This window comes from Novosphingobium sp. SG707, assembly GCF_012275515.1.
Taxonomy (GTDB): Bacteria; Pseudomonadota; Alphaproteobacteria; order Sphingomonadales; family Sphingomonadaceae; genus Novosphingobium.
Genome location: NZ_JAAZQL010000002.1, coordinates 301,492 through 324,945 on the forward strand (window position 1 = coordinate 301,492; position 23,454 = coordinate 324,945).

A 23,454-nucleotide genomic window follows, 5' to 3' on the forward strand; every position below is an offset into this window, starting at 1 on the left:
GCCGCCATCAGCCCATCTTGCCGGTCCGCAGGGCCTGCGCCCATCCGGCGCGGCCCATCGCCTCGGCCCGCCGCGCCGCGCTTTCATGGTCATAGGCCACCGCGTGCAGCGTGACATGCCAGCGCCCGTCGGCAAATTCGGCGCTCAGATAGCGGGCGTCGGGCGTGCCGGTTTCGACCACATGCCATGATGGCACATCATCCTCATAGGCGGGCAGGCCGACGCTGCCCGCATTGGCGATCTGGCGTCCATCGGGCAGGGTGACAGCTCGCGGCATATGCGTATGGCCGCAAAGCGTCAGCGCATGATGGCTGGCGTGGGGCAGGATTTCCTCATGCGTCGATTCGCGCATCCGCCCGCGACTGCCCTTGCGGCGGCGGTGGAGCCAGTAGGTGTCGTCGCTGTCGGGCGTGGCGTGGCACAACAGGACGTTGCCCGGCCATTCGATGGTGGGCGGCAGGGCGGCCATCCATGCGCGGATGTCATCATCAATGGCGGCATGGGCGGCGGCATCGGTCGGACCCATCTCGGCCGGGTCGATGGTCAGCAATTGCCGCTCATGATTGCCCGCCAGCGTGGGCCAGTTCAGCGCCATCAGCCTTTGCGCCGTTTCGCGCGGCCAGAGCGGGCCGGAGAGGGAATCGCCCAGATTGACGATCTGCGTGATCCCGCGCGCGGCAATGTCGGCCATCACGGCCTCAAGCGCGGGCAGGTTGCCGTGAATATCGGAAACGGCGGCGAAATGCAGGCTCATCTGGCGCGCCCTAACGCGCCTTCCACGCCGCCTCGATCAGCGCGGCGGCGGCGGCCATCCCGGCCTGATTGGGGTGATAATTGACCCCGTCCTTCTTGGCCAGATCGGGGCTGGCGCCGTTCGACCACGGCGCCGCGCCGCAAATGCCGTGATCCGCCGATGCGCGATCCAGCGCCACCGTCCGGGCAAAGGCGCGATAGGGACGCACGGCGTCCTCGGTGATGGCGCTGAGCGTGGCGGGAATCGGGCGAATCTGTTCGACCGCTTCATCCGACAGGCCGGTGGCGGGGCAATTGCCCTTGGCGGGCATCAGCGAGAAATATTGCACGATCAGCACGCGGGCCTTGGGCGAGCGCTGGTGGATGGTGGCGATCATCCGGTCCATATCGGCGGCCAGTTTCGCCTTGGCCTCCTGCGTCAGCGGGGCGAAGGGCGTGCAGCCGCCGCCGAAATAGCGTGCGCGCTCCGCTTCGCTCAGCGCCGGACAGCGCAATTTGCCGATGGCGGTCATATAGCCCAGATCATTGCCGCCGATCGTCACCGTCACCAGCCGGGTATCGGCATCCAGCGCATCGACCTGCGCGGGCAATTCATTCCACGGCCCCAGAATATGCGCGGTGGTCGCCCCGCTGCATGAGACATCCTTCAATTCCAGCCCGGCCTTTTGCGCGAAAATATGTGCGGCATTGCTGGCCGAACGGGCGCAGCGGTTGGCGGGCGTGTCGGCGCTCTGGCCGATGTTGGGGCCTGCGGCATAGGAGCTGCCCATGGCGACATAGGGCGCGCCCGCAAAGGCGGCGGCAGGCAGCAGGGCAGGGGGGAGCGAGAGCGCGAGCAGGGCGGAGTTTTTCATGGGAGGCAGGATTTGCCGATTATCGCCCCGCTGGCAAGAGAGCGGCTGCGTTTCGCCCAACGTGTCCGTTCGTTCAGGTCTCTGGACAGGAGGGGGCAACAGGCACATTCTGCGCATCCATGATGAACCCCCGTTCCCTGTTCGCCCCTGCGCTGGCCGCTGTTGCCGCCGGCGCCCTGTTGTCCACCCCGGCGCAGGCCGAACTGGCGGTGGGAGCCGCCGCGCCCGCCTTTGTCACGCAAGGGGCCAAGGCCGGCAAACCCTTCACGTTCGACCTGAAACAGGCGCTGAAGAAGGGGCCGGTCGTGGTCTATTTCTATCCCAAGGCTTTCACCAAGGGGTGTACGCTCGAGGCCCATGCGTTTGCCGAGGCCACCGATGATTTTGCCAAGGCGGGCGCGATGGTGATCGGTATGTCGGCCGATGATCTGCCCACGCTGGAAAAGTTTTCGACGATGGAATGCCGCGACAAGTTCCCCGTGGCGATTGCCGATGCCGGAATTATCAAGAAATATGACGTTGCGCTTTCCATCCTCGGCATCTCGGCGTCGGTGACCAAACGGACCTCCTATGTGATCGGCATGGATGGCAGGATCAAGCTGGCCTTCACCGACATGGACTACAAGGATCACGTCTCCAAGACGCTGGCCGCCGTGCAGGGCCTGGCCAGGCATTGACGCAGGAGCCGGGCGAGGGGGTTAACACCTGCCCGCCCGGCCATCCCGTTTTGAGACTTTTGCATTGTGCGAATGGGCGTGGCGACCATCCTGGGACATCAGGGTTTTGCGCCTGATTCCGGGCGTTTGATTTACCCGCATGGGCCAAGGAGGTGTGCGATGATGCAAACTGTGTTGAACAATCTGACACTGCGCACCTCGGCGATTTCCCTGCTGATGCTGGCCCCCCTGATAATGCGGGGCGGGCATTGATCGGGGCGGTCGGGGTGGCTGCGCCGAATAACGCAGGGAAGCCCTGTCGCTTTCCCTTTACTTTCCCCTCAATCCGGCTAACGCGCCGTGGTTTGGATAAAAGACAAGGGTAAAGACCATGCGTGCCGAAGGGCAGGCCCATATTGACCGGATCGAAGCAGCTTTGGCGCTGGTCCGCAAGTTTCTCGACTGGGAGCGTGCGCTGCGCCGCTTTGACGAGCTGAACGCGCGCGTCGAGGACCCCAAGCTTTGGGACAATCCCAAGGAAGCCGAAGCGGTGATGAAGGAACGTCGCCGCCTTGAAGCCAGCATCGGCGCGGTCAACGAGATCAGCGCAGAAATGCGCGACGCGATCGAGTTCATCGAGCTGGGCGAGATGGAGGATGATGAGGCCACCGTTGAGGAAGGTCTCTCGACTCTGGCCGCTCTGGCCGAACGCGCGGATCGCGACAAGGTGCAGGCGCTGTTGGCGGGGGAAGCCGACGGCATGGACACCTATATCGAAATCCACGCGGGCGCCGGCGGCACCGAATCGCAGGACTGGGCCTCGATGCTGCTGCGCATGTACACGCGCTGGGCGGAAAAGCGGGGCTTCAAGGTCGATCTGATCGAGTTTCAGGCGGGCGATACGGCCGGGATCAAGAGCGCGACCATCCTGTGCAAGGGTGAGAACGCCTATGGCTATGCCAAGACCGAGAGCGGCGTGCATCGCCTCGTCCGCATCAGCCCCTATGACAGCAGCGCGCGGCGGCATACTTCGTTCAGCTCGGTCTGGGTCTATCCGGTGATCGACGACAGCTTTACCATCGACATCAATCCCGCCGACCTGAAGATCGACACGTACCGGGCTTCTGGTGCCGGTGGTCAGCACGTGAACACCACCGATTCGGCCGTGCGTATCACCCACGTGCCCAGCGGCATCATCGTGGCGTCTCAGATCGACCGCAGCCAGCACAAGAACCGCGAAACCGCGATGAACATGCTGAAGGCGCGTTTGTACGAGGCCGAAATGCAGCGCCGCGAAGAAGCGGCCAATGCCGAACATGCCTCCAAGAGCGACATTGGATGGGGGCACCAGATCCGCTCCTATGTGCTGCAGCCCTATCAGATGGTGAAGGATCTGCGCACCGGCGTGACCAGTCCGACGCCCGCCGATGTGCTGGACGGCGATCTGGACGCCTTCATGGCCGCCGCCCTGTCGCAGCGCGTGACGGGCGAAAAGGTCAATGTCGAGGACGTGGACTGATGATCCCGATGCTGGGGCGCCGGCATTTTATGAGTGGCGCTCTGGCGGCGGGGGCATTGGTCGGTGCGCGCGCGGGCGCGTCGTCGTCCTTGCCCCGGCAATGGGGCCTTCATCTCGGGCGCGATATTGAGCGGCAATATGGCGGGCGTCTGGGCTTCGCTGTGGCCTTCTCGTCGGGCGGTATCGTCAATTGGCGCGGACATGAGCGTTTTGCATTTTGCTCATCCTTCAAACTGAGCCTCGCTGCGCTGGTGCTGACCGGGGCGGAAAAGGGCGAGTGGCGGCTGGATGAGAAGCTGCCTTTCGGCAAAGGCGAGGTTCTCTTCAATTCGCCCGCCTTGCAGGCACGGTTGGGGCTGGGCAGCATCTCGATGGCAGAGGCCGCCGAGGCGGTGCAGAAGCAGTCCGACAATGGCGCGGCCAATCTGCTGATGCGCCGGATGGGCGGTTTCGACCGGGTTAACCGGTTCTGGCGGGGCCTTGGCGATATGGTCAGCAGGCTGGACGACTACGAAACCGCGCTCAATCGCGTGCCTCCGGGCAGCTTGCGCAACACCACCACGCCTGAGGCCATGGCGGACAATCTGTTCAGGATGTTCAGGCAAGGGGCCTTGTCGCCCGCCGTTGTCACCCGGCTGAAAGGCTGGATGCACGATACGACCACCGGGGCGAAGCGCCTGCGCGCGGGCCTGCCTGGTAACTGGTGGGCCGGGGACAAGACGGGGACCGGCCTTCCGGCCGATATCCCCGGCACCTATGTCGATCTGGCCTGGGTGGAACCGCCCGATTTGGCGCCATTTGCGATTGCGGCCTTTTATCAGCCGCCAAAGCCCACGCCCGACGGCGATTCGAATGCCGAAACGGTGCTGGCGCAGGTCGGTCAAAACATTGCCCAGACCATTGTGCTGCAAGGAAAATGAGGCAGAATGCAGACGAGCTATGCTGATTTTAGTCGCATGCTTGGCCGAAAGGTTTATGAACGCTATTTGAACAATTGGAAGATCCGGTCGCCCCGATTGGATCTTCCGGGGCCGCAGAGGGGAGGGAGGGTGCTTCTCTTTCTGTGGTGTGTCGGGGTTTGTGGTGAAAGTTACAGGCAATGAGTTTCAAGGGTTTGCAGCCGATCCTTTATGGTGGTCGTGAGGTTTGGCCGCTGGTGGAAGGCGGCAAGGGTGTGGCGGCGACCAACCATGCCAGCTCGGGCGCATGGGCGGCCGCAGGCGGCATTGGCACCGTCAGTGCGGTTAACGCCGACAGCTATGACCCCGAAGGCAAGATCATTCCCCAGGTCTATCATGAGCTGACCCGACAGGGGCGGCATGAGGAATTGATCCGCTATGCCATTGATGGCGCTGTGGAACAGGTGAAGCGTGCCTATGACATCGCCTCGGGCCGCGGCGCGATCAACATCAACGTCCTGTGGGAAATGGGCGGGGCGCAGCAGGTTCTCGAAGGCGTGCTCGAACGCACCAAGGGGCTGGTGACGGGCGTGACCTGCGGGGCGGGCATGCCTTACAAGCTCTCGGAGATCGCGGCGCGGTTCAACGTGCATTACCTGCCCATCGTCTCCTCGGGCCGCGCGTTCCGCGCGCTGTGGAAGCGGGCCTATCACAAGGTGGCCGAACTGATGGCGGCGGTGGTCTATGAAGACCCCTGGCTGGCGGGCGGGCACAATGGTCTGTCGAACGCGGAAGACCCGACCAAGCCTCAGGATCCTTATCCCCGCGTTAAACAACTTCGCGAAACCATGCGCGCCGAGGGCGTGCCGGACAGCGTTCCCATCGTGATGGCGGGCGGCGTGTGGTTCCTGCGCGAATGGGAAAACTGGATTGATAATCCGGAGCTTGGCGCGATCCTGTTCCAGTTCGGCACGCGTCCGCTGCTGACCGAGGAAAGCCCGATTCCGCAGGCGTGGAAGGACCATCTGCGCACCATCGAGCCGGGTGATGTGCTGTTGCACAAGTTCTCGCCCACGGGTTTCTATTCCTCGGCGGTCAAGAATCCCTTCCTCATGAGCCTGGTTGCGCGCAGCGAGCGCCAGATCCCCTATTCCAAGGTCGAAGCGGGCGATCATACGGTACAGCTCGATGTTGGCGTCAAGGGCAAGAATTTCTGGGTCACGCCTTGCGACCGGGCCCGCGCGCATCAGTGGGTGAACGAAGGCTTTGTCGAGGCGCTGCGCACGCCCGACGACACGGTGATCTTTGTCTCCAAGGCCGAGCGCGAGGAAATCCGCAAGGATCAGGCTGATTGCATGGGCTGTCTGTCGCATTGCGGTTTTTCCAGCTGGAAGGACCATGACGACTGGACCACGGGCCGCATGGCTGACCCGCGCAGCTTCTGCATCCAGAAGAGCCTGCAGAACATTGCCCATGGCGGCGACATCAACGAAAACCTGATGTTTGCGGGCCATGCTGCCTATCGGTTCAAGCAGGACCCGTTCTATTCGAACAACTTCACCCCCACGGTGAAGCAGTTGGTGGATCGCATCCTGACCGGCGATTGATCGGCGGGTTCTGGCTCCAAACACGAATTGGCCCGGTCATGCGCAGGCGTGGCCGGGCTTTTTCGTGTCCGCTTATGCCCGGTCTTGCGGCGGATTGCGTATGGCGCACCTTGCCGCACCGGTGGCAAGGTGGCTATAGTTGGCCCATGTTGCATGAATTCTGGAATAAGTTCGGGCGTGCCGGCCTGCTGGCGGGTCTGATGATCGGCGCGTTGTCGGCCAATCCGGCGGGGGCCGAAACGCCGCAATTCCCGGCATGGCGCTCGCTGCGCGATCCGGTGGTCAATATGCGCACCGGACCGGGCGAGGATTATGCGATCCGCTTCGTCTATCGCCGTCAGTTCCTGCCGATCAAGGTGCTGCGCGCGTTTCAGGGCTGGTATCTGGTCGAAGACCCCGATGGCGCCCGCGGCTGGATGATGATGCGGTTTCTCAACAAGACGCCCACCGCGCTGATCCGTGGCAAGGGGCCGGTGGAAATGCACGCTGGGCCAGGCGAGGGTACGCCGCTGTTGTGGAAACTGGCGCCGGGGCTGGTCGGACGCTTGGGCGGGTGTAAGGACGGCTGGTGCCAGATTGATGTCGAGCGGCATGTGGGCTTTGTGCCTGAGGGGCGTTTGTGGGGGGCGGGGAAGCCTTGAAGATTTAGGGATAGGTGCGAGGGTCTAGACCCTCGCGCTCCCGTTACTGTCTGCGTTGTGTAAAGGGTTCGGCGTTGGGTGTCAGGCGCGCCGTTCGAATTTTGAAAGCCTGCGGCGCGGCAAGATCTGAGTTTCCCGCGCCGCAGGCTTTAAAACCATTCCGCCACAGCAACACCAGCGATCATAACGGCACCCCATTAATGGGATTGCAAAGGGACCTAGTCCCTTTGCCCGCCGGAGGCATCCAAAACCCCGCGCCACAAAAAAGAAGCGCCCCAACGTCGCCGTCAGAGCGCCTCTTTTAAACAAATGCCGGTGAATTAAACCAGTTCAACCGCCACAGCCGTACCTTCACCGCCGCCGATGCAGAGCGCGGCCACGCCCTTCTTCAGCCCGCGCGCCTTGAGCGCCGCGATCAGCGTGACGAGGATGCGCGCGCCCGAGCAGCCGATCGGGTGGCCCAGGGCGGTTGCGCCGCCGTTGACATTGACCTTGGCGTGATCGAGGCCGAGGTCGTGGATCGCGAACATGGCCACGCAGGCAAAGGCTTCGTTGACTTCGAACAGGTCGACATCGGCAACGGTCCAGCCCGCCTGATCCAGCGCCTTCTGGATCGCGCCGACCGGGGCCGTGGTGAACAGCTTGGGGTCATGCGCGTGGGCGGCAACGGCCTTGACGATGGCGACGGGCTTGGCGCCCTTGGCGTCGGCCACGCTCTGGCGGGTCAGCACCATGGCCGCCGCGCCGTCGGAGATCGAGGACGAGGAGGCCGCCGTGATCGTGCCGTCCTTGGCAAAGGCGGGCTTGAGGGCAGGGATCTTGTCCGGACGGCCCTTGCCGGGGGCTTCGTCGGTGTCGACGACGACTTCGCCGGCGCGGGTCTTGATCGTGACCGGTGCGATTTCGTCGGCAAAACGACCTTCTGCGACAGCCGCCTTGGCGCGAGCCAGCGATTCAATTGAATAGGCGTCCATGCCCTCGCGCGTCAGGCCGTAATCATTGGCGGTGACCTGCGCAAAGCTGCCCATGGCGGCGCCTTCATAGGCGTCTTCGAGGCCGTCAAGGAACATGTGGTCATAGGCGGTGTCATGGCCGATGCGCGCGCCCGAGCGGTGCTTTTTCAGCAGATAGGGCGCGTTGGTCATGCTTTCCATACCGCCCGCGATGACGAAATCGACGCTGCCCGCGGCCAGCGCTTCGGAGGCCATGATGACCGTCTGCATGCCCGATCCGCAGACCTTGTTGACGGTGGTGGCCTGAACCGACTTGGGCAGACCGGCCTTGATCACGGCCTGACGGGCAGGGGCCTGGCCAAGTCCTGCGGGGAGGACGCAGCCCATATAGGCGCGTTCGAATTCCTCACCAGCGATGCCGGAGCGCTCGACGGCGGCCTTGATGGCGGTGGCGCCAAGTTCGGTGGCGGAAACTTCGGAGAGGCTGCCCTGCATCGCGCCCATCGGGGTGCGGGCGTAGGAAAGAATGACGATCGGATCAGCAGCGGAAATCTGTGCCATGAAACTTGGACCCTCCGGTATGTAAGGCGCAGGTTGCGCCTGATGCTGCGAGGCGCATAGGCGCCTGAGGTTACAGGCGTGCGTGCCTGTTGAATCAAGAGATAGTGTCGCCATGCAGCAAAGGCAATCAGGGATAGGTCTATGGCCCGAAGTGGCGCAAATAGGTGAAAAATGCGCTATTGAGAAGCACTTGCAGATATTCTCGCAGGTTCTTTTCGCTCCTGCACAGTTTGAGGCTTCAGGACACTTGCACACCCCGGAAAGGGGGACTAGGGCCGCCAAAGCTCAACTTAATCTGCGAGTCAGCTCTTGATCGACCTGTCGCACTACCTGTCGAACTACCTTCCCATCCTGATCTTTCTCGGGATCGCGCTTGGTCTGTCTTCGGCCTTCGTCATTTTGCCCATTCTCGTGTCGCGCCTTACGGGTTCGTACAAGCCGGATGCTGACAAGCTTTCGGAATATGAATGCGGCTTCCCCGCCTTTGAAGAACCGCGCAGCCAGTTTGACGTGCGTTTCTATCTCGTGGCGATCCTCTTCATCATCTTCGATCTCGAAGCAGCTTTCCTGTTTCCCTGGGCGGTCAGCCTGAAGGAAACCGGCTGGGCTGGCTGGCTGACGATGATGGTGTTTCTTGCCGAACTCGTGATCGGCTTTGCCTATGCGTGGAAGAAGGGAGCGTTGGACTGGGAATGAGTACAAATCCCTCCTTTGAACCGATCATGGCGGCCAACGGCAAGTTGGTCGCCCCCGATCAGGGTTTCTTTAACGACCTGTCGAACGAAGTGTCCGACAAGGGCTTTCTGGTAACCAGCACCGAGGAACTGTTTCAGTGGGCCCGCACCGGCTCGCTGTGGTGGATGACCTTTGGCCTGGCTTGCTGCGCCGTGGAAATGATCCACGTCAATATGCCGCGATATGACATGGAGCGCTTTGGTGCTGCTCCGCGCGCATCGCCGCGTCAGTCGGACGTGATGATCGTGGCCGGCACGCTGTGCAACAAGATGGCCCCGGCGCTGCGCAAGGTCTATGACCAGATGTCGAACCCGAAGTATGTGATCTCGATGGGGTCATGTGCGAATGGTGGTGGCTATTACCACTATTCCTATTCGGTGGTGCGCGGATGCGATCGCATCGTGCCGGTCGACATCTATGTGCCCGGTTGCCCGCCGACCGCCGAAGCCTTGCTCTATGGCATCATGCAGCTGCAGCGGAAGATCCGCCGCGTCGGCACCATCGAGCGTTGAGGGAGGGACGAATGGCTGTTCTGCATTCCGCCCCCAAGTGGAGTTCGAACGAGGGCGTTCTCGACAAGCTGGTTGCCGCTCTGGCCCACCGCGTCGCGGCGTCCAAGGAAGAGCATGGCGAAATCGTCATCACGGTGACGCGCGAGCACGTCGAGGATGCGTTGCGTATCCTGCGCGACAAGCATGAATATCAGCAGCTGGTGGAAATCGCCGGCGCCGACTATCCCAACCGCCCCGAGCGGTTTGAAGTCGTCTACATGCTGCTCTCGCTGACCAAGAATCACCGCATCATCGTCAAGACCACCACCGATGAAGTCGCCCCGGTTCCGACCGTGACGACGCTCTGGCCGGTGGCTGGCTGGCTCGAACGCGAAGTGTTCGACCTGTATGGCGTGGTCTTTGCGGGCAATGCGGACCTGCGCCGCATCCTGACCGACTATGGCTTTGAAGGGCATCCTTTCCGCAAGGACTTCCCGCTGACGGGCTATCAGGAACTGCGCTACTCGAACGAAGAGAAGCGCGTGGTTTATGAGCCGGTGCGTCTGGCGCAGGATCTGCGCCAGTTCGACTTCACCTCGCCGTGGGAAGGCGCAGACTATGTGCTGCCGGGCGACGAGAAAGCTGGGGAAGGCAAATGAGCGGTCTGATCCTCGAGGAATCGCCGACCACCGGCGATGAGATCATCACCAATTACACCATCAACTTCGGCCCTCAGCACCCCGCCGCACACGGCGTGTTGCGCATGGTCACCGAGTTGGACGGTGAAATCGTCACGCGTATCGATCCGCATATCGGCCTGCTGCATCGCGGCACCGAAAAGCTGATCGAATACAAGACCTATCTGCAGGCGCTGCCCTATTTCGACCGGCTGGACTATTGTTCGCCGCTCGGCATGGAGCATTCCTATGTTCTGGCGGTGGAAAAGCTGCTGAACCTGGAAGTGCCCGAGCGTGCCAAGTGGCTGCGCACGATGTTTGCGGAAATCACGCGTATCTGCAACCACATGCTGAACATCGGCTCGCACGTCATGGACGTGGGCGCGATGACGCCGAACCTGTGGCTGTTCGAAATCCGCGAGGATTGCCTCAACTTCTTCGAGCGCGCTTCCGGCGCGCGTATGCACTCGGCATGGTTCCGCCCCGGCGGCGTCCATCAGGATGTGCCGCAGAAGCTGATCGACGATATCAGCGTCTGGCTCGACAAGCGTCTGCCCGAACTGTTCGAGGACGCGATGAGCTTGGTGTGCGACAACCGCATCTTCAAGCAGCGCAACGTCGATATCGCCACGGTCAGCAAGGAAGACGCGCTGGCATGGGGCTTTTCCGGCCCGATGATCCGCGGCAGCGGCATTGCCTGGGATCTGCGCAAGTCGCAGCCCTATGACGCCTACGATCAGGTCGATTTCGAAGTGCCCGTGGGCACGCGCGGCGACTGCTATGATCGCTTCATGGTCCGCGTGGAAGAAGTCCGCCAGTCGGCCCGCATCATCCGCCAGTGCATCGAAAAGATGCCCGCCGGGCCGGTGCTGAGCAGCGACCGCAAGGTGGCCCCGCCCAAGCGCGCCGAGATGAAGCAGGACATGGAAAGCCTGATCCATCACTTCAAGCTCTACACCGAAGGCTTCCACGTTCCGGCGGGCGAGGTCTATGTGGCCACCGAAAGCCCCAAGGGCGAGTTCGGCGTCTATCTGGTGTCGGACGGCTCGAACAAGCCCTATCGCTGCAAGATCCGCCCGACGGCGTTCTCGCATCTTCAGGCGATGGACTTCATGACCAAGGGCCACATGCTGCCCGATATCACCGCCATCCTTGGCGCGATGGATATCGTGTTCGGGGAGTGCGACCGGTGAGCCAGAGCCTCAACCATCTGGCAACCGCCGAGGCGATGATTGCGGCCTATAACGCGCAGGATGCCGACCTTTACGTGTCCTATATGACTGACGATGCCTGCGAAGCGGGCTATCGCGGCGCTGTGGTGCGCGAAGGCAAGGAAGGCACCCGCACGGGTCTGGCCGCGGCTTTCGCCAAGTGGCCGCAGAACCATGCCGAGATCCGCGAAAAGCAGGCCATCGGCAATTATGTGCTGTTCCGCGAATATGTCACGCGCGGCCCGGCCAGCGATGGTTCGGAATTGGTCGAGCCGTTCGAAGTCATCGCCGTCTATTCGTTCGAGGGCGACAAGTGCTCTCGCGTGGAGTTCATCCGCTAATGGCTGATCGTCATATCTACCCCGATAGCCCTGAGCTGCGCGCGCGCTGGGGCAATTTCGCCTGGACCGAGGCCAATGCGGCCAAGGCCAAGGAAATCGTCGCGCGCTATCCCGAAGGGCGTCAGCGCTCAGCCTCGATGCCGCTGCTCGATCTAGCGCAGCGTCAGGTTGGCGCGGAAACCGGCACGCAGGGCTGGCTGCCGATCCCGGTGATGGAATATGTCGCGAATTATCTCGACATGCCGATCATCCGCGTGGTCGAGGTCGCCACCTTCTACACCATGTATAATCTGGTTCCGGTCGGAAAGTTCCACGTGCAGGTCTGCGGCACCACGCCCTGCATGCTGCGCGGCAGCGACGACCTGATCTCGGTGTGCAAGGCCAAGAAGATGCCGACCGGCGGCGTTTCGGAGGATGGTCTCTGGACCTTCACCGAGGTGGAATGCATGGGCAATTGCTCGTCGGCGCCGATGGTGCAGATCAATGACGACAATTACGAAGACCTGACCGCCGAACGTTTCGAGGGCATTCTGGATGCTCTGGCGCGCGGCGAAAGCCCCAAGACGGGCACGCAGGAACCGGGCCGCCACACGGTGGAGCCGGTGGGCGCGCTTTCGTCGCTGACCGCCATGGTCAATGAAAATCACGATTATCGGGGGGAGTGGTAAGTCATGGCCCTTCAGGACAAGGATCGTATCTTCACCAATCTCTACGGTTATCAACCGTGGAATTTGGCAGCGGCACGCGCTCGCGGCGATTGGGACAACACCAAGGCGCTGATGGAGCGTGGTCGCGACGCAATCATTCAGGAAATCAAGGATTCCGGCCTTCGCGGTCGTGGCGGTGCGGGCTTCCCCACCGGTATGAAGTGGAGCTTCATGCCCAAGGAAAGCAAGGACGGTCGTCCCAGCTTCCTGGTCATCAACGCCGACGAATCCGAACCCGGTTCGTGCAAGGACCGCGAAATCATCCGTCACGATCCGCACAAGCTGATCGAAGGCGCGCTGGTGGCCGGTTTTGCGATGGGGGCCCGCGCGGCCTACATCTATATTCGCGGCGAATATATCCGCGAAGCCGAAACGCTGTTTGCTGCTGTTGCCGAGGCCTATGACGCCGGGCTGGTCGGCAAGAACGCCAGCGGTTCGGGCTATGATTTCGACGTCTTCGTCCATCGCGGCGCGGGCGCCTATATCTGCGGCGAAGAAACCGCGATGATCGAATCGATCGAAGGCAAGAAGGGCCAGCCCCGTCTCAAGCCTCCGTTCCCCGCCGGTGCCGGTCTCTATGGCTGCCCCACCACGGTGAACAATGTCGAATCCATCGCGGTGGCTCCCACCATCCTGCGTCGCGGCGCGGGCTGGTTCGCTTCGTTCGGGCGTGAGAACAACAAGGGCACCAAGCTCTTCCAGATCTCGGGCCATGTGAACAAGCCCTGCGTGGTCGAAGAAGAGATGTCGATCCCGTTCAGCGAGCTGATCGAGAAGCATTGCGGCGGCATTCGCGGCGGCAAGGACAACCTGCTGGCGGTCATCCCCGGCGGTTCGTCGGTTCCGCTGGTGCCTGCCGATCAGATCTGGGACGCGCCGATGGACTTTGACGGTCTGCGCGCGGTCGGCTCGGGTCTGGGCACGGCGGCGGTCATCGTCATGGACAAGTCGACCGACATCGTGCGCGCGATCAGCCGCCTTTCGTACTTCTACAAGCACGAAAGTTGCGGCCAGTGCACGCCGTGCCGCGAAGGCACCGGCTGGATGTGGCGCGTGATGGAGCGTCTGCGCAAGGGCGATGCCGATGTGCAGGAAATCGACATGCTCTGGAACGTCACCAAGCAGGTTGAAGGTCACACGATCTGCGCGCTGGGTGATGCGGCGGCTTGGCCGATCCAGGGTCTGATCCGTCATTTCCGCCCCGAAATTGAGCGTCGCATTGCCGAAAAGGGCGGTGCGCTGCGGGAGGCCGCTGAGTAATGCCTAAGGTCAAAGTTGACGGCGTGGAACTTGAGGTGCCTGCCGGCGCCACTGTTCTGCAAGCCTGCGAAATGGCGGGGAAGGAAATTCCGCGCTTCTGTTATCACGAACGTCTGAGCATTGCGGGCAACTGCCGCATGTGCCTGGTCGAGGTGAAGCCCGGGCCGCCCAAGCCGCAGGCTTCCTGCGCGCTCCCGGCCAGCGAAGGCCAGGAAATCCGCACCGACAGCGAGATGGTCAAGAAGGCGCGTGAAGGGGTGATGGAGTTTCTCCTCATCAACCACCCGCTCGACTGCCCGATCTGCGATCAGGGCGGCGAATGTGACCTTCAGGACCAGAGCGTGGCCTATGGCCGCGGTTCTTCGCGTTACCACGAGCACAAGCGCGCGGTGACCGAGAAGTATATGGGGCCGCTGATCAAGACGGTGATGACGCGCTGCATCCAGTGCACGCGCTGCGTCCGTTTCAGCGAGGAAATCGCGGGTGTGGATGAAATCGGCGCGCTGTATCGCGGCGAGAACATGCAGATCAGCACCTATCTGGAAAAGGCCTCGACGCATGAGCTGTCGGCCAATGTGATCGATCTGTGCCCGGTGGGCGCGCTGACTTCGCGTCCTTACGCGTTCGAAGCCCGTCCTTGGGAACTCAAGAAGACGATCTCGATCGACGTTTCGGACGCTATCGGCTCGAACATCCGCGTCGATGCGCGCGGCCGCGAAGCCATGCGCATCCTGCCGCGCGTCAATGATGACGTGAACGAGGAATGGCTGTCCGACAAGGGCCGCTACATGGTCGATGGCCTGTCCAAGCGCCGTCTTGATCGCCCGTTCATCCGTCTCGATGGCAAGCTCAAGGCCGTGTCGTGGGACGAGGCTCTCGCCGCTGTCGCCAAGATCGCACCGGGCAATTCGATTGCGGCGGTCGCTGGCGATCTGGTCGATGTCGAAACCATGTATGCGGCCAAGAAGCTCCTGTCGGGCCTTGGTTCGTCGGTGCTCGAAGGGCGTCAGACAGGTCTGGCTTACAACACGGCCAATCTGGCGGCGGTGAATTTCAATTCGGGCCTGGCCGGGATTGAAAGCGCTGATGCCATCCTGATCGTGGGCAGCCATGTCCGCTGGGAAGCTGCGGTGCTCAACGCCCGTCTGCGCAAGGCGGTCAAGCATGGCGCCAAGGTGTTCATCATCGGCCCCGAATGGGAAACGACCTATCCGGCCGAATTCCTGGGCTCCGACGCTTCGGTGCTGAATGCGCTCCCCGCGCATGTCTGGTCGGCTTTGCAGGGCGCCAAGCGTCCCGCGCTGATCATCGGCGGGGCAGGGCTGGCCAAGGGCGCGCTCGAAGCGGGTCTGGCGATCAGCGAACAGCTTGGTTTCGTGCGCACGCTGGAAGACGGTTCGGTGTGGAACGGTTTCAACGTTCTGCACATGGCGGCTTCGCGCATGGGCGGTCTGCTGCTGGGTTATGCGCAGAAGGGCGGCATCAATGATGTCGCCGCTGCCAAGCCCAAGCTGCTGCTTTCGCTGGGCGCGGATGAGGTGGATTACACTAAGTTCGCCGACAGCATGATCGTCTATGTCGGCCATCATGGCGACAAGGGCGCCCATGCCGCTGACGTGATCCTGCCCGCTTCGGCCTTCACCGAAAAGGCTGGCATTTACGTCAACACCGAAGGTCGCGTGCAGTTTGCCGAAAAGGCTGTGTTCGCGCCGGGTGATGCGCGTGAAGACTGGGCGATCCTGCGCGCGATTGCGCAGGTGCTGAACGTGAACGTCGGCTTTGACAGCTTTGACGAACTCCGCTCGGCGCTGTTTGCCGAATATCCGGCGCTGCTGGTTGATGGTGGTCTGATCGATTTCGGTCCGCTGCCCACCGGCGTTTCGGGTTCGGCCGCTGGCGAAATCGCCTATCCGATCAAGGATTTCTATCTGACGAACCCGATTGCCCGGGCGAGTGAGACGCTGGCGCGTTGCTCGGCCGAACTGCTGCACGGGTCGCAACCCCAAGCGGAGGCTGCGGAATGACCGCCTTCTTCCAATCGCTTGGCCTGCCGTTTGGAGCGGCATGGCTGATTTCCACCATTGCGGGCATCCTGCTGATCGCGCTGCCGCTGATGCTCAGCGTGGCGATGATCATCTATGTCGACCGTAAGATCTGGGCGGCCATGGCGCTGCGTCGCGGTCCGAACGTTGTCGGCCCGCTGGGTCTGCTTCAGTCGTTTGCCGACGGTCTGAAGGTTTTCCTGCAGGAAACCATCGTTCCGACCGCCGCGAATAAGGGCATCTTCCTGATTGGCCCGGTGGTTACCTTCACGGTGACGCTGCTGGCCTGGGCGGTGATCCCGTTCAACTCGGGCGCGATCCTGGCCGACATCAATGTGGGCCTGCTCTATGTTCTGGCGATTTCGTCGCTGGGCGTTTACGGCACGATCATGGCTGGTTGGGCTTCGAACTCAAAATACCCGTTTTTCAGTGCTATGCGCGCCTCGGCTCAGATGATTTCCTATGAAGTCTCGATCGGCTTCATCCTCATCTGCGTGGTGCTGTGGGCGGGCTCGTTCAATCTGGGCACGATTGTTTCGGCGCAGAAGGGCCATGTGTTCGGCATCCTGAACGGCTTTGGCTTCAATCCGCTGCTGTTCCCGATGTGGGTGCTGTTCCTGATTTCGGGCATGGCGGAAACCCAGCGCGCTCCGTTTGACCTTTGCGAAGCGGAGTCGGAACTCGTCGCCGGTTATCAGACCGAATATTCCTCGATGGCCTTCGCGCTGTTCTGGCTCGGCGAATATGGCAACGTGCTCTTGATGTGCGCATTGAATGCCACGCTGTTCTGGGGTGGTTACTTGCCGCCGCTGGATATTCCGGTGCTTTACATGGTGCCGGGCGTGATCTGGCTGCTGCTCAAGATCTTCTTCTTCTTCTTTGTGTTCAGCTGGGTGAAGGCCACCGTGCCGCGCTATCGCTATGACCAGCTGATGCGTCTGGGCTGGAAAATCTTCCTGCCGCTCTCGCTGCTGTTCGTTTTCCTCGTCAGCGGTTACCTCATGGCTACGGGACATTTTGCATGAGCGTCGCCCATCTCATCAAGAGTTTCACCCTCTGGGAGTTCGTGAAGGCTCACGCCCTGACCTTGAAGTATTTCTTCAAGGAAAAGGCGACCATCAACTATCCCTATGAGAAGAACCCGCTTTCGCCCCGTTTCCGTGGTGAACATGCGCTGCGTCGCTATCCCAACGGGGAAGAGCGCTGCATCGCGTGCAAATTGTGCGAGGCGATCTGCCCCGCGCAGGCCATCACCATCGAGGCCGAACCGCGCGATGACGGCAGCCGCCGCACCACGCGTTATGACATCGACATGACCAAGTGCATCTTCTGCGGTTTTTGCCAGGAAGCATGCCCGGTCGACGCCATCGTCGAAGGGCCGAACTTCGAATACGCGACCGAAACGCGTGCCGAACTGCTCTATGACAAGAACAAGCTGTTGGCGAACGGGGACAAGTGGGAGCGGGCGATTGCCGCGAACCTTGAAGCCGATGCGCCCTACCGTTAAGGCGCGGGCCGGAGACAAGAGATGATCCAAACGCTTGCCTTTTATCTGTTCGCCGCGCTGGTGATTGCCTCGGCCGTGATGACCATCACGGCGCGCAATCCGGTGCATTCCGTGCTTTGGCTGATCCTGGCCTTCTTCAACGCCGCGGGTCTGATGATCCTGATCGGTGCCGAGTTCATCGCGATGCTTCTGGTCATCGTCTATGTCGGCGCGGTGGCGGTGCTGTTCCTCTTTGTGGTTATGATGCTCGACATCGACTTTGCCACGCTGCGGGCCGGTTTCGTGAAGAACTTCCCGCTGGGTCTGGCGATTGCCGGCATTCTGCTGGCTGAACTGCTGTTTGGTCTTGGCGCTCATTCGGCCGGAGGCCTCGTGCTGGGCACGCCCGACGCGGCGACGGCTCCTGCGGCCAATGTGCCCAATATTCAGGCGATCGGCGCGGTGCTCTATGGGCACTACCTGTTCCTGTTCGAAGCGGCGGGTGTCGTGCTGCTGGTGGCCATGATCGGCGCCATCGTGCTGACCCATCGCCAGCGTAATGACGTGCGTCCGCAGAATATCTCCGAACAGGTCAAGCGCCGTCCGGAAGATGCCACCATCAACACCCGTCCCGAAGTGGGCGGCGGCGTGAAGCTGTAAGGGGGCGGCCATGATCGGTATTGAACATTATATCGTTGTCAGCTCGATCCTCTTCGGGCTGGGCGTGCTGGGCATCGTGCTCAACCGCAAGAACATCATCATCGTGTTGATGGCCATCGAGCTTATCCTGCTCTCGGTGAACATCAACCTCGTGGCCTTCAGCGCCTTCCTGCATGACCTGGCCGGTCAGATCTTCGCGATGTTCGTGTTGACCGTGGCCGCGGGTGAAGCAGCCGTGGGCCTGGCCATCCTCGTGATCTACTTCCGCAGCCGCGGCACGATCGCGGTGGACGACGCCAACCGGATGAAGGGGTAAGACCTGTGCATTCGATCCTCTTCATTGTTTTCCTGCCGTTGCTGGCCTCGGTTATCGCCGGGCTAGGCAACAAGGCGCTGGGCAAGTTCCCGGCCAAGGTGGTGACGACGGGCGGGCTTTTCGCTGCCTGTCTGCTCTCCTGGCCGATCTTCATCAGCTTTCTGACCGGCCATGCCGAAGCCACCGTCGTTCCTGTGCTCAAGTGGGTGCAGTCGGGCGATCTCAGCTTTAACTGGGAATTGCGCGTCGACACGCTGACGGCGGTGATGTTGGTGGTGATCACCAGCGTCTCGGCGCTGGTCCACCTTTATAGCTGGGGCTATATGGACGAAGAGCCGGACCAGCCGCGCTTCTTCTCCTATCTCTCACTCTTCACCTTCGCCATGCTCATGCTGGTGACCGCGAACAATCTGGTTCAGATGTTCTTCGGCTGGGAAGGCGTGGGTCTGGCTTCATACCTGCTGATCGGTTTCTGGTTCCGCAAGCCTTCGGCCGGCGCGGCCGCGATCAAGGCTTTCGTGGTCAACCGCGTGGGTGACCTTGGCTTCATGCTTGGTATCTTCGGCGTGTTTCTGGTGTTCGGCACGGTGTCGATCCCCGAGATCCTCGCCAATGTTCCCAACCATGCGGGCAGCACGATTGGCTTCCTTGGCCACCGTTTTGACACACTGACGATCATTTCGATCCTGCTGTTCATCGGTGCGATGGGTAAGTCGGCCCAGCTTGGTCTGCACACCTGGTTGCCGGACGCGATGGAAGGCCCGACGCCTGTGTCGGCGCTGATCCACGCGGCCACCATGGTGACCGCGGGCGTGTTCATGACTTGCCGCCTTTCGCCGCTGTTCTCGGCCAGCCCCGATGCGATGACTTTTGTCACCATCGTCGGCGCGGCCACCTGCTTCTTTGCCGCCACGATCGGCACGACGCAGTGGGACATCAAGCGCGTGATCGCCTATTCGACCTGTTCGCAGCTGGGCTATATGTTCTTTGCGGCTGGTTCGGGCGCGTTCGGCGCGGCCATGTTCCACCTGTTCACGCACGCCTTCTTCAAGGCCCTGCTGTTCCTTGGCGCCGGTTCGGTGATCCATGCGATGCATCACGAGCAGGACATGCGCTATTATGGCGCGCTGCGTAAGAAGATCCCGCTCACCTACTGGGCGATGATGGCCGGTACGCTGGCGATCACCGGCGTGGGTATCGTCGATGTGTTCGGTTTCGCAGGCTTCTATTCGAAGGACTCGATCCTCGAAGCGGCCTATGGTTCGGGCACCGGCGTTGGCCACTTTGCCTTCTTCATGGGCATCACGGCCGCGCTGCTGACCTCGTTCTACTCGTGGCGTCTGGTGTTCCTGACCTTCTTCGGCAAGGCCCGCTGGTCGCAGTCGGAGCATATCCAGCACGCGGTTCACGACGATCACGGCCATGGCCACGATCATGCGCATGGCCACGACCATCACCATGGTCACGCCCATGACGATGACGGCACCGCCGGTTATCACCCGCATGAAAGCCCGCTGGTGATGCTGCTCCCGCTCATTATCCTGAGCATGGGCGCGATCTTTGCCGGTTTCGTCTTCAACCATGCCTTCATCTCCGAAGGCGACGGTGAATTCTGGAAGGGCAGCCTCGTGTTCTCCGAACACCTGATCCACCACATGCACGAAGTGCCGGTGTGGGTTAAGTGGGCTCCGTTCGGCGTGATGGTGACCGGCCTGCTGGGCGCGATCTACGCTTACATCATCAATCCCGGCTTCCCGGCGGCCTTTGTCCGCGCGATCAAGCCGATCCACACTTTCGTTTACAACAAGTGGTTCTTTGACGAGCTCTACAACTTCCTGTTCGTCCGTCCTGCCTTCGCGCTGGGCCGGTTGTTCTGGAAGGCTGGCGATGTCGGCTTCATTGACCGCTTTGGCCCCAATGGTGCGGCCTGGGTTGTGGTTCAGGGCACGGGTCTGGCCCGTCGTCTCCAATCTGGTCTGCTCACCAGCTATGCGCTGTGGATGCTGATCGGCCTGGTGGCTGCGGTCAGCTGGGTTCTCACTCGATAAAGGCGGGCAGCGAAAAGGTTTTATGGCAATGACCGGTTTTCCCATCCTTTCGCTGATGCTGGCGGTGCCAGCGGTTGCGGCTGTGGCGGCTTTGTTCGCCTCGGCCGGCGCCGCGCGCACCATCGCGTTGGTGGCGACGTTGATCGACCTGGCGCTGGGCCTCGATCTCTGGGCCAATTACCAGATCGGCGGGCCCCAGTGGCAATTCGTCGAACACGCCCAATTATTCAGCGGTTTCAGCTGGGCGCTTGGCATTGACGGCATCGCACTGGTGCTGATCGTCCTGTCCGTCTTCCTGATGCCGATTTGTATCGGCGCCAGCTGGGACGCGATCGAGAAGCGCGTGCCTGAATATATGGCCGCGTTCCTGTTCATGGAAACGCTGATGATCGGCGTTTTCGCGGCGCAGGATCTCTTCCTGTTCTACATCCTGTTTGAGGCAGGGCTGATCCCGATGTATCTGATCATCGGCATCTGGGGCGGCGCGGATCGTATCTACGCCAGCTACAAGTTCTTCCTCTACACGCTGCTTGGCTCGGTGCTGATGCTGATCGCCATGCTGTGGATCGTTAACCTGACGGGCACCACCTCGATCCCCGTGCTGATGGAATATAACTTCCCGGTGCAGGCGCAGTATCTGCTGTGGCTGGCCTTCTTCGCCTCGTTTGCGGTGAAGATGCCGATGTGGCCGGTGCACACCTGGCTTCCCGATGCGCACGTTCAGGCGCCGACCGCTGGTTCGGTGATCCTGGCGGGCGTGCTGCTCAAGATGGGCGGCTATGGTTTCATTCGCTTCAGTCTCCCCTTCTTCCCTGAAGCCAGCGCCTATTTCGCGCCGCTGGTGTGGGGCCTCTCGATCGTCGCGGTGGTTTACACTTCGCTGGTCGCGCTGGTTCAGTCGGATATGAAGAAGCTGATCGCCTATTCGTCGGTGGCGCATATGGCCATCGTGACGCTGGGTCTGTTCGCTTTCAACCGTCAGGGCCTTGAAGGTTCGATGGTGGTGATGCTGGCCCATGGTCTGGTGTCGGGCGCGCTCTTCCTCTGCGTCGGCGTGATCTATGACCGCCTGCACACTCGCGAGATCAACCGCTACGGCGGCATCGCGATCAACATGCCGCATTATGCGCTGTTCTTCATGTTCTTCACCATGGCTTCGGTGGGTCTGCCCGCCACCGCCAACTTCGTGGGTGAATTCCTGTCGCTGCAGGGTATCTACAAGGCTTCGAGCTGGACCGCGCTGATCGCGGGCACGGGCATCATTCTAGGTGCGGCCTATATGCTGTATCTCTATCGCCGGGTTGCCTTTGGCGAGCAGAAGAATGCCGATGCCGCCGCGATGCCCGATCTGACGGCCCGCGAATATCTGCTGCTGACGCCGCTGGTGATCGCGACACTGTGGATGGGCATCTATCCCGAAAGCTTCATCGCGCCTATCCGCGCCGACATCGCCCATCTTGACGCCCGCCTTGCCGCGGCCCGTCCGGCCGGCGATGCGCAGGTGACGCCGGGCCATCCTGTGGCTGAAACTCATGAAAGCGCCGAGCATAGCGGCGAAGGGAGTGAAAAGTAATGAACTGGGCATCTTCCCTTCGCCTGGTGGCTGCTGAGGAATTCCTCAGCGTTGCCGGGCTGGTGCTCCTGCTGGTCTGCGCGTGGGCGGGTGACAAATCCGCCCGTCTGGTGACCTGGCTGGCGGTCGCGGCTCTGGCCGTGGCGGGCGTGCTTGTCGCGCCTGCGCTGTTCGGCGGCGTGTTCGGTGCCGAGGCTTCGGCCTTTTATGGCCAGTATGCGGCGGACAGCTTCTCCTCCTTTGCCAAGCTGCTGATTTACGGTGCTGCGGGTGTATCGCTGCTGGTGGCGCCCGGCTTCTTTGAGCGTCAGGGCGGCTATCGTGCCGAATATCCGGTGCTGGCGCTGTTTGCGGCGCTGGGCATGGGCCTGATGGTCTCGGCCACCGACATGCTCACGCTCTATGTCGGCCTCGAAATGAACTCGCTGGCGGCCTATGTGCTGGCGGCCATGTCGCGCTCGGATGATCGTTCGCCCGAAGCGGGTCTGAAATATTTCGTGCTGGGTTCGTTGGCCTCGGGCATTCTGCTCTTTGGCATCAGCCTGACCTATGGCTTTGCCGGCAGCACGAGCTTTGACGCCATCCACACCGCGCTGGTGGGCAAGATGTCGACCGGCTCGCTCTTTGGCCTGGTGTTCATTCTTGTCGGCCTGTCCTTCAAGATCAGCGCCGTGCCGTTCCACATGTGGACGCCTGACGTTTATGAAGGTGCGCCGACCCCGGTGACCACCTTCTTCGCCACCGCGCCCAAGGTTGCCGCTCTGGCGCTGACCATGCGCGTGACGCTGTTTGCCTTTGGCATGCAGGCTGCCGCGTGGCAGCAGATCATTGTTGCCATTTCGCTGCTCTCGATCGTCGTGGGCGCGCTGGGGGCTATCGGTCAGGGCAATATCAAGCGCCTGATGGCTTATTCGTCGATCAACAACGTGGGCTTCATGCTGATCGGTCTGGCCGCTGCCACGCCGGGCGGCGCGGCTTCGATGCTGGTTTACCTGTCGATCTATGTCGTGATGTCAATCGGCGGTTTCGTGGCGATCCTGTCGCTGCGTGATGCCGAAGGCAATTCGGTGGAAAAGATCGCCGATCTTGCCGGTCTGTCGCGCAGCAAGCCTGGTCTGGCCTTTGTGCTGGCGATGGTGATGTTCAGCCTTGCCGGCATCCCGCCGCTCTTCGGCTTCTGGGGCAAGTTTGTGGTGTTCCAGTCGGCGGTTGCCGCCGGTCTGGTTCCGCTGGCCACGGTGGGCATCGCGGCTTCGGTGATCGGTGCTTTCTACTACCTCAAGGTGGTCAAGGTGCTGTATTTCGACGAACCGGCGGACAAGGTTGTTGGCTCGGTGGATGGCGTTCACGCGGTTCTGCTTTATGGCAGCGCCATCGTGATTTCGCCCATCGGCTATCTGTTCACCGGTTGGCTGGGCGGTCTGGCCCAGTCGGCGGCGGCGGCGCTGTTCCACGCGGCCTGAG

At 61.8% G+C, this 23,454-nt stretch carries 22 protein-coding genes and 1 pseudogene; 20 read left to right on the plus strand and 3 right to left on the minus strand.

What is annotated here, in order from left to right:
- Positions 1-7: 7 nt before the first annotated feature.
- Positions 8-754, minus strand: coding sequence for a metallophosphoesterase family protein (locus FHW92_RS06135; RefSeq protein ID WP_168602378.1), 747 nt, complete (start codon positions 752-754; stop codon positions 8-10).
- Between the two features lie 10 nt (positions 755-764).
- The gene (locus FHW92_RS06140) at positions 765-1,607 is read right to left on the minus strand and encodes an SGNH/GDSL hydrolase family protein (protein WP_168602379.1); all 843 of its coding nucleotides are present in this window, start codon (positions 1,605-1,607) and stop codon (positions 765-767) included.
- A 122-nt stretch (positions 1,608-1,729) separates the two neighbouring features.
- Between FHW92_RS06140 and FHW92_RS06145 the strand changes: the two genes are divergently transcribed.
- The 5 genes from FHW92_RS06145 to FHW92_RS06165 all read left to right on the plus strand — a co-directional run bounded on the left by FHW92_RS06145 (position 1,730) and on the right by FHW92_RS06165 (position 6,929).
- A complete protein-coding gene (locus FHW92_RS06145) occupies positions 1,730-2,284 on the plus strand; it encodes a peroxiredoxin (protein ID WP_168602866.1) in 555 nt (184 codons plus the stop codon).
- 370 nt (positions 2,285-2,654) lie between these two features.
- Positions 2,655-3,782 carry a peptide chain release factor 2 gene (gene prfB, locus FHW92_RS06150; protein ID WP_168602380.1) on the plus strand — a complete coding sequence of 376 codons (1,128 nt, stop codon included), beginning with the start codon at positions 2,655-2,657 and terminating at the stop codon, positions 3,780-3,782.
- A complete protein-coding gene (bla, locus tag FHW92_RS06155) occupies positions 3,782-4,702 on the plus strand; it encodes a class A beta-lactamase (protein WP_210428391.1) in 921 nt (306 codons plus the stop codon). The genes prfB and bla overlap by 1 nt, the downstream gene beginning before the upstream one ends.
- A 179-nt stretch (positions 4,703-4,881) precedes the next feature.
- Complete coding sequence (locus FHW92_RS06160) at positions 4,882-6,288, plus strand: nitronate monooxygenase (protein ID WP_168602382.1); 1,407 nt, start codon at positions 4,882-4,884, stop codon at positions 6,286-6,288.
- Positions 6,289-6,434: 146 nt separating this feature from the next.
- Positions 6,435-6,929, plus strand: a complete 495-nt coding sequence (locus FHW92_RS06165) for an SH3 domain-containing protein (protein ID WP_168602383.1) — start codon at positions 6,435-6,437, stop codon at positions 6,927-6,929.
- 320 nt (positions 6,930-7,249) lie between these two features.
- Here the strand turns inward: FHW92_RS06165 and FHW92_RS06170 are convergent, their stop codons facing one another.
- Entirely contained in the window at positions 7,250-8,443 is a 1,194-nt protein-coding gene (locus FHW92_RS06170; RefSeq protein WP_168602384.1) for an acetyl-CoA C-acyltransferase, read from the minus strand.
- A 309-nt stretch (positions 8,444-8,752) separates the two neighbouring features.
- Between FHW92_RS06170 and FHW92_RS06175 the strand changes: the two genes are divergently transcribed.
- The 15 genes and pseudogenes from FHW92_RS06175 (at position 8,753) to nuoN (ending at position 23,453) form a co-directional block, all read left to right on the plus strand.
- Positions 8,753-9,139 carry an NADH-quinone oxidoreductase subunit A gene (locus FHW92_RS06175; protein WP_168602385.1) on the plus strand — a complete coding sequence of 129 codons (387 nt, stop codon included), beginning with the start codon at positions 8,753-8,755 and terminating at the stop codon, positions 9,137-9,139.
- On the plus strand, positions 9,136-9,690 hold the full coding sequence (locus FHW92_RS06180; RefSeq protein WP_168602386.1) for an NADH-quinone oxidoreductase subunit B: 555 nt from the start codon (positions 9,136-9,138) through the stop codon (positions 9,688-9,690). Before FHW92_RS06175 ends, FHW92_RS06180 begins: the two co-directional genes overlap by 4 nt.
- Positions 9,691-9,701: 11 nt before the next feature.
- Positions 9,702-10,313: pseudogene (locus FHW92_RS06185) on the plus strand (NADH-quinone oxidoreductase subunit C); the annotation flags it as partial.
- Positions 10,314-10,324: 11 nt separating this feature from the next.
- Positions 10,325-11,539, plus strand: a complete 1,215-nt coding sequence (locus tag FHW92_RS06190; protein ID WP_168602388.1) for an NADH-quinone oxidoreductase subunit D — start codon at positions 10,325-10,327, stop codon at positions 11,537-11,539.
- A 35-nt stretch (positions 11,540-11,574) separates the two neighbouring features.
- Positions 11,575-11,898 carry a nuclear transport factor 2 family protein gene (locus tag FHW92_RS06195; protein WP_168602867.1) on the plus strand — a complete coding sequence of 108 codons (324 nt, stop codon included), beginning with the start codon at positions 11,575-11,577 and terminating at the stop codon, positions 11,896-11,898.
- The gene (gene nuoE / locus FHW92_RS06200) at positions 11,898-12,566 is read left to right on the plus strand and encodes an NADH-quinone oxidoreductase subunit NuoE (protein WP_168602389.1); all 669 of its coding nucleotides are present in this window, start codon (positions 11,898-11,900) and stop codon (positions 12,564-12,566) included. The genes FHW92_RS06195 and nuoE overlap by 1 nt, the downstream gene beginning before the upstream one ends.
- A gap of 3 nt (positions 12,567-12,569) precedes the next feature.
- Positions 12,570-13,865: an NADH-quinone oxidoreductase subunit NuoF gene (gene nuoF / locus FHW92_RS06205; protein ID WP_168602390.1), complete on the plus strand. Its 1,296-nt coding sequence runs from the start codon at positions 12,570-12,572 to the stop codon at positions 13,863-13,865.
- Positions 13,865-15,889: an NADH-quinone oxidoreductase subunit NuoG gene (gene nuoG / locus FHW92_RS06210; protein WP_168602391.1), complete on the plus strand. Its 2,025-nt coding sequence runs from the start codon at positions 13,865-13,867 to the stop codon at positions 15,887-15,889. Before nuoF ends, nuoG begins: the two co-directional genes overlap by 1 nt.
- Complete coding sequence (gene nuoH / locus FHW92_RS06215) at positions 15,886-16,932, plus strand: NADH-quinone oxidoreductase subunit NuoH (RefSeq protein WP_168602392.1); 1,047 nt, start codon at positions 15,886-15,888, stop codon at positions 16,930-16,932. The genes nuoG and nuoH overlap by 4 nt, the downstream gene beginning before the upstream one ends.
- Positions 16,929-17,414, plus strand: coding sequence for an NADH-quinone oxidoreductase subunit NuoI (gene nuoI, locus FHW92_RS06220; protein WP_168602393.1), 486 nt, complete (start codon positions 16,929-16,931; stop codon positions 17,412-17,414). Before nuoH ends, nuoI begins: the two co-directional genes overlap by 4 nt.
- Before the next feature lie 21 nt (positions 17,415-17,435).
- Positions 17,436-18,053 carry an NADH-quinone oxidoreductase subunit J gene (locus FHW92_RS06225; protein ID WP_168602394.1) on the plus strand — a complete coding sequence of 206 codons (618 nt, stop codon included), beginning with the start codon at positions 17,436-17,438 and terminating at the stop codon, positions 18,051-18,053.
- Between the two features lie 10 nt (positions 18,054-18,063).
- Positions 18,064-18,369, plus strand: a complete 306-nt coding sequence (gene nuoK, locus FHW92_RS06230; protein ID WP_168602395.1) for an NADH-quinone oxidoreductase subunit NuoK — start codon at positions 18,064-18,066, stop codon at positions 18,367-18,369.
- A 5-nt stretch (positions 18,370-18,374) separates the two neighbouring features.
- Positions 18,375-20,417 (plus strand): NADH-quinone oxidoreductase subunit L, encoded by a 2,043-nt coding sequence (gene nuoL / locus FHW92_RS06235; protein ID WP_168602396.1) that lies wholly within the window; start codon positions 18,375-18,377, stop codon positions 20,415-20,417.
- A 28-nt stretch (positions 20,418-20,445) separates the two neighbouring features.
- Complete coding sequence (locus tag FHW92_RS06240) at positions 20,446-21,990, plus strand: NADH-quinone oxidoreductase subunit M (protein ID WP_168602397.1); 1,545 nt, start codon at positions 20,446-20,448, stop codon at positions 21,988-21,990.
- Positions 21,990-23,453: an NADH-quinone oxidoreductase subunit NuoN gene (gene nuoN, locus FHW92_RS06245; RefSeq protein WP_168602398.1), complete on the plus strand. Its 1,464-nt coding sequence runs from the start codon at positions 21,990-21,992 to the stop codon at positions 23,451-23,453. Before FHW92_RS06240 ends, nuoN begins: the two co-directional genes overlap by 1 nt.
- Position 23,454 lies beyond the last annotated feature (1 nt).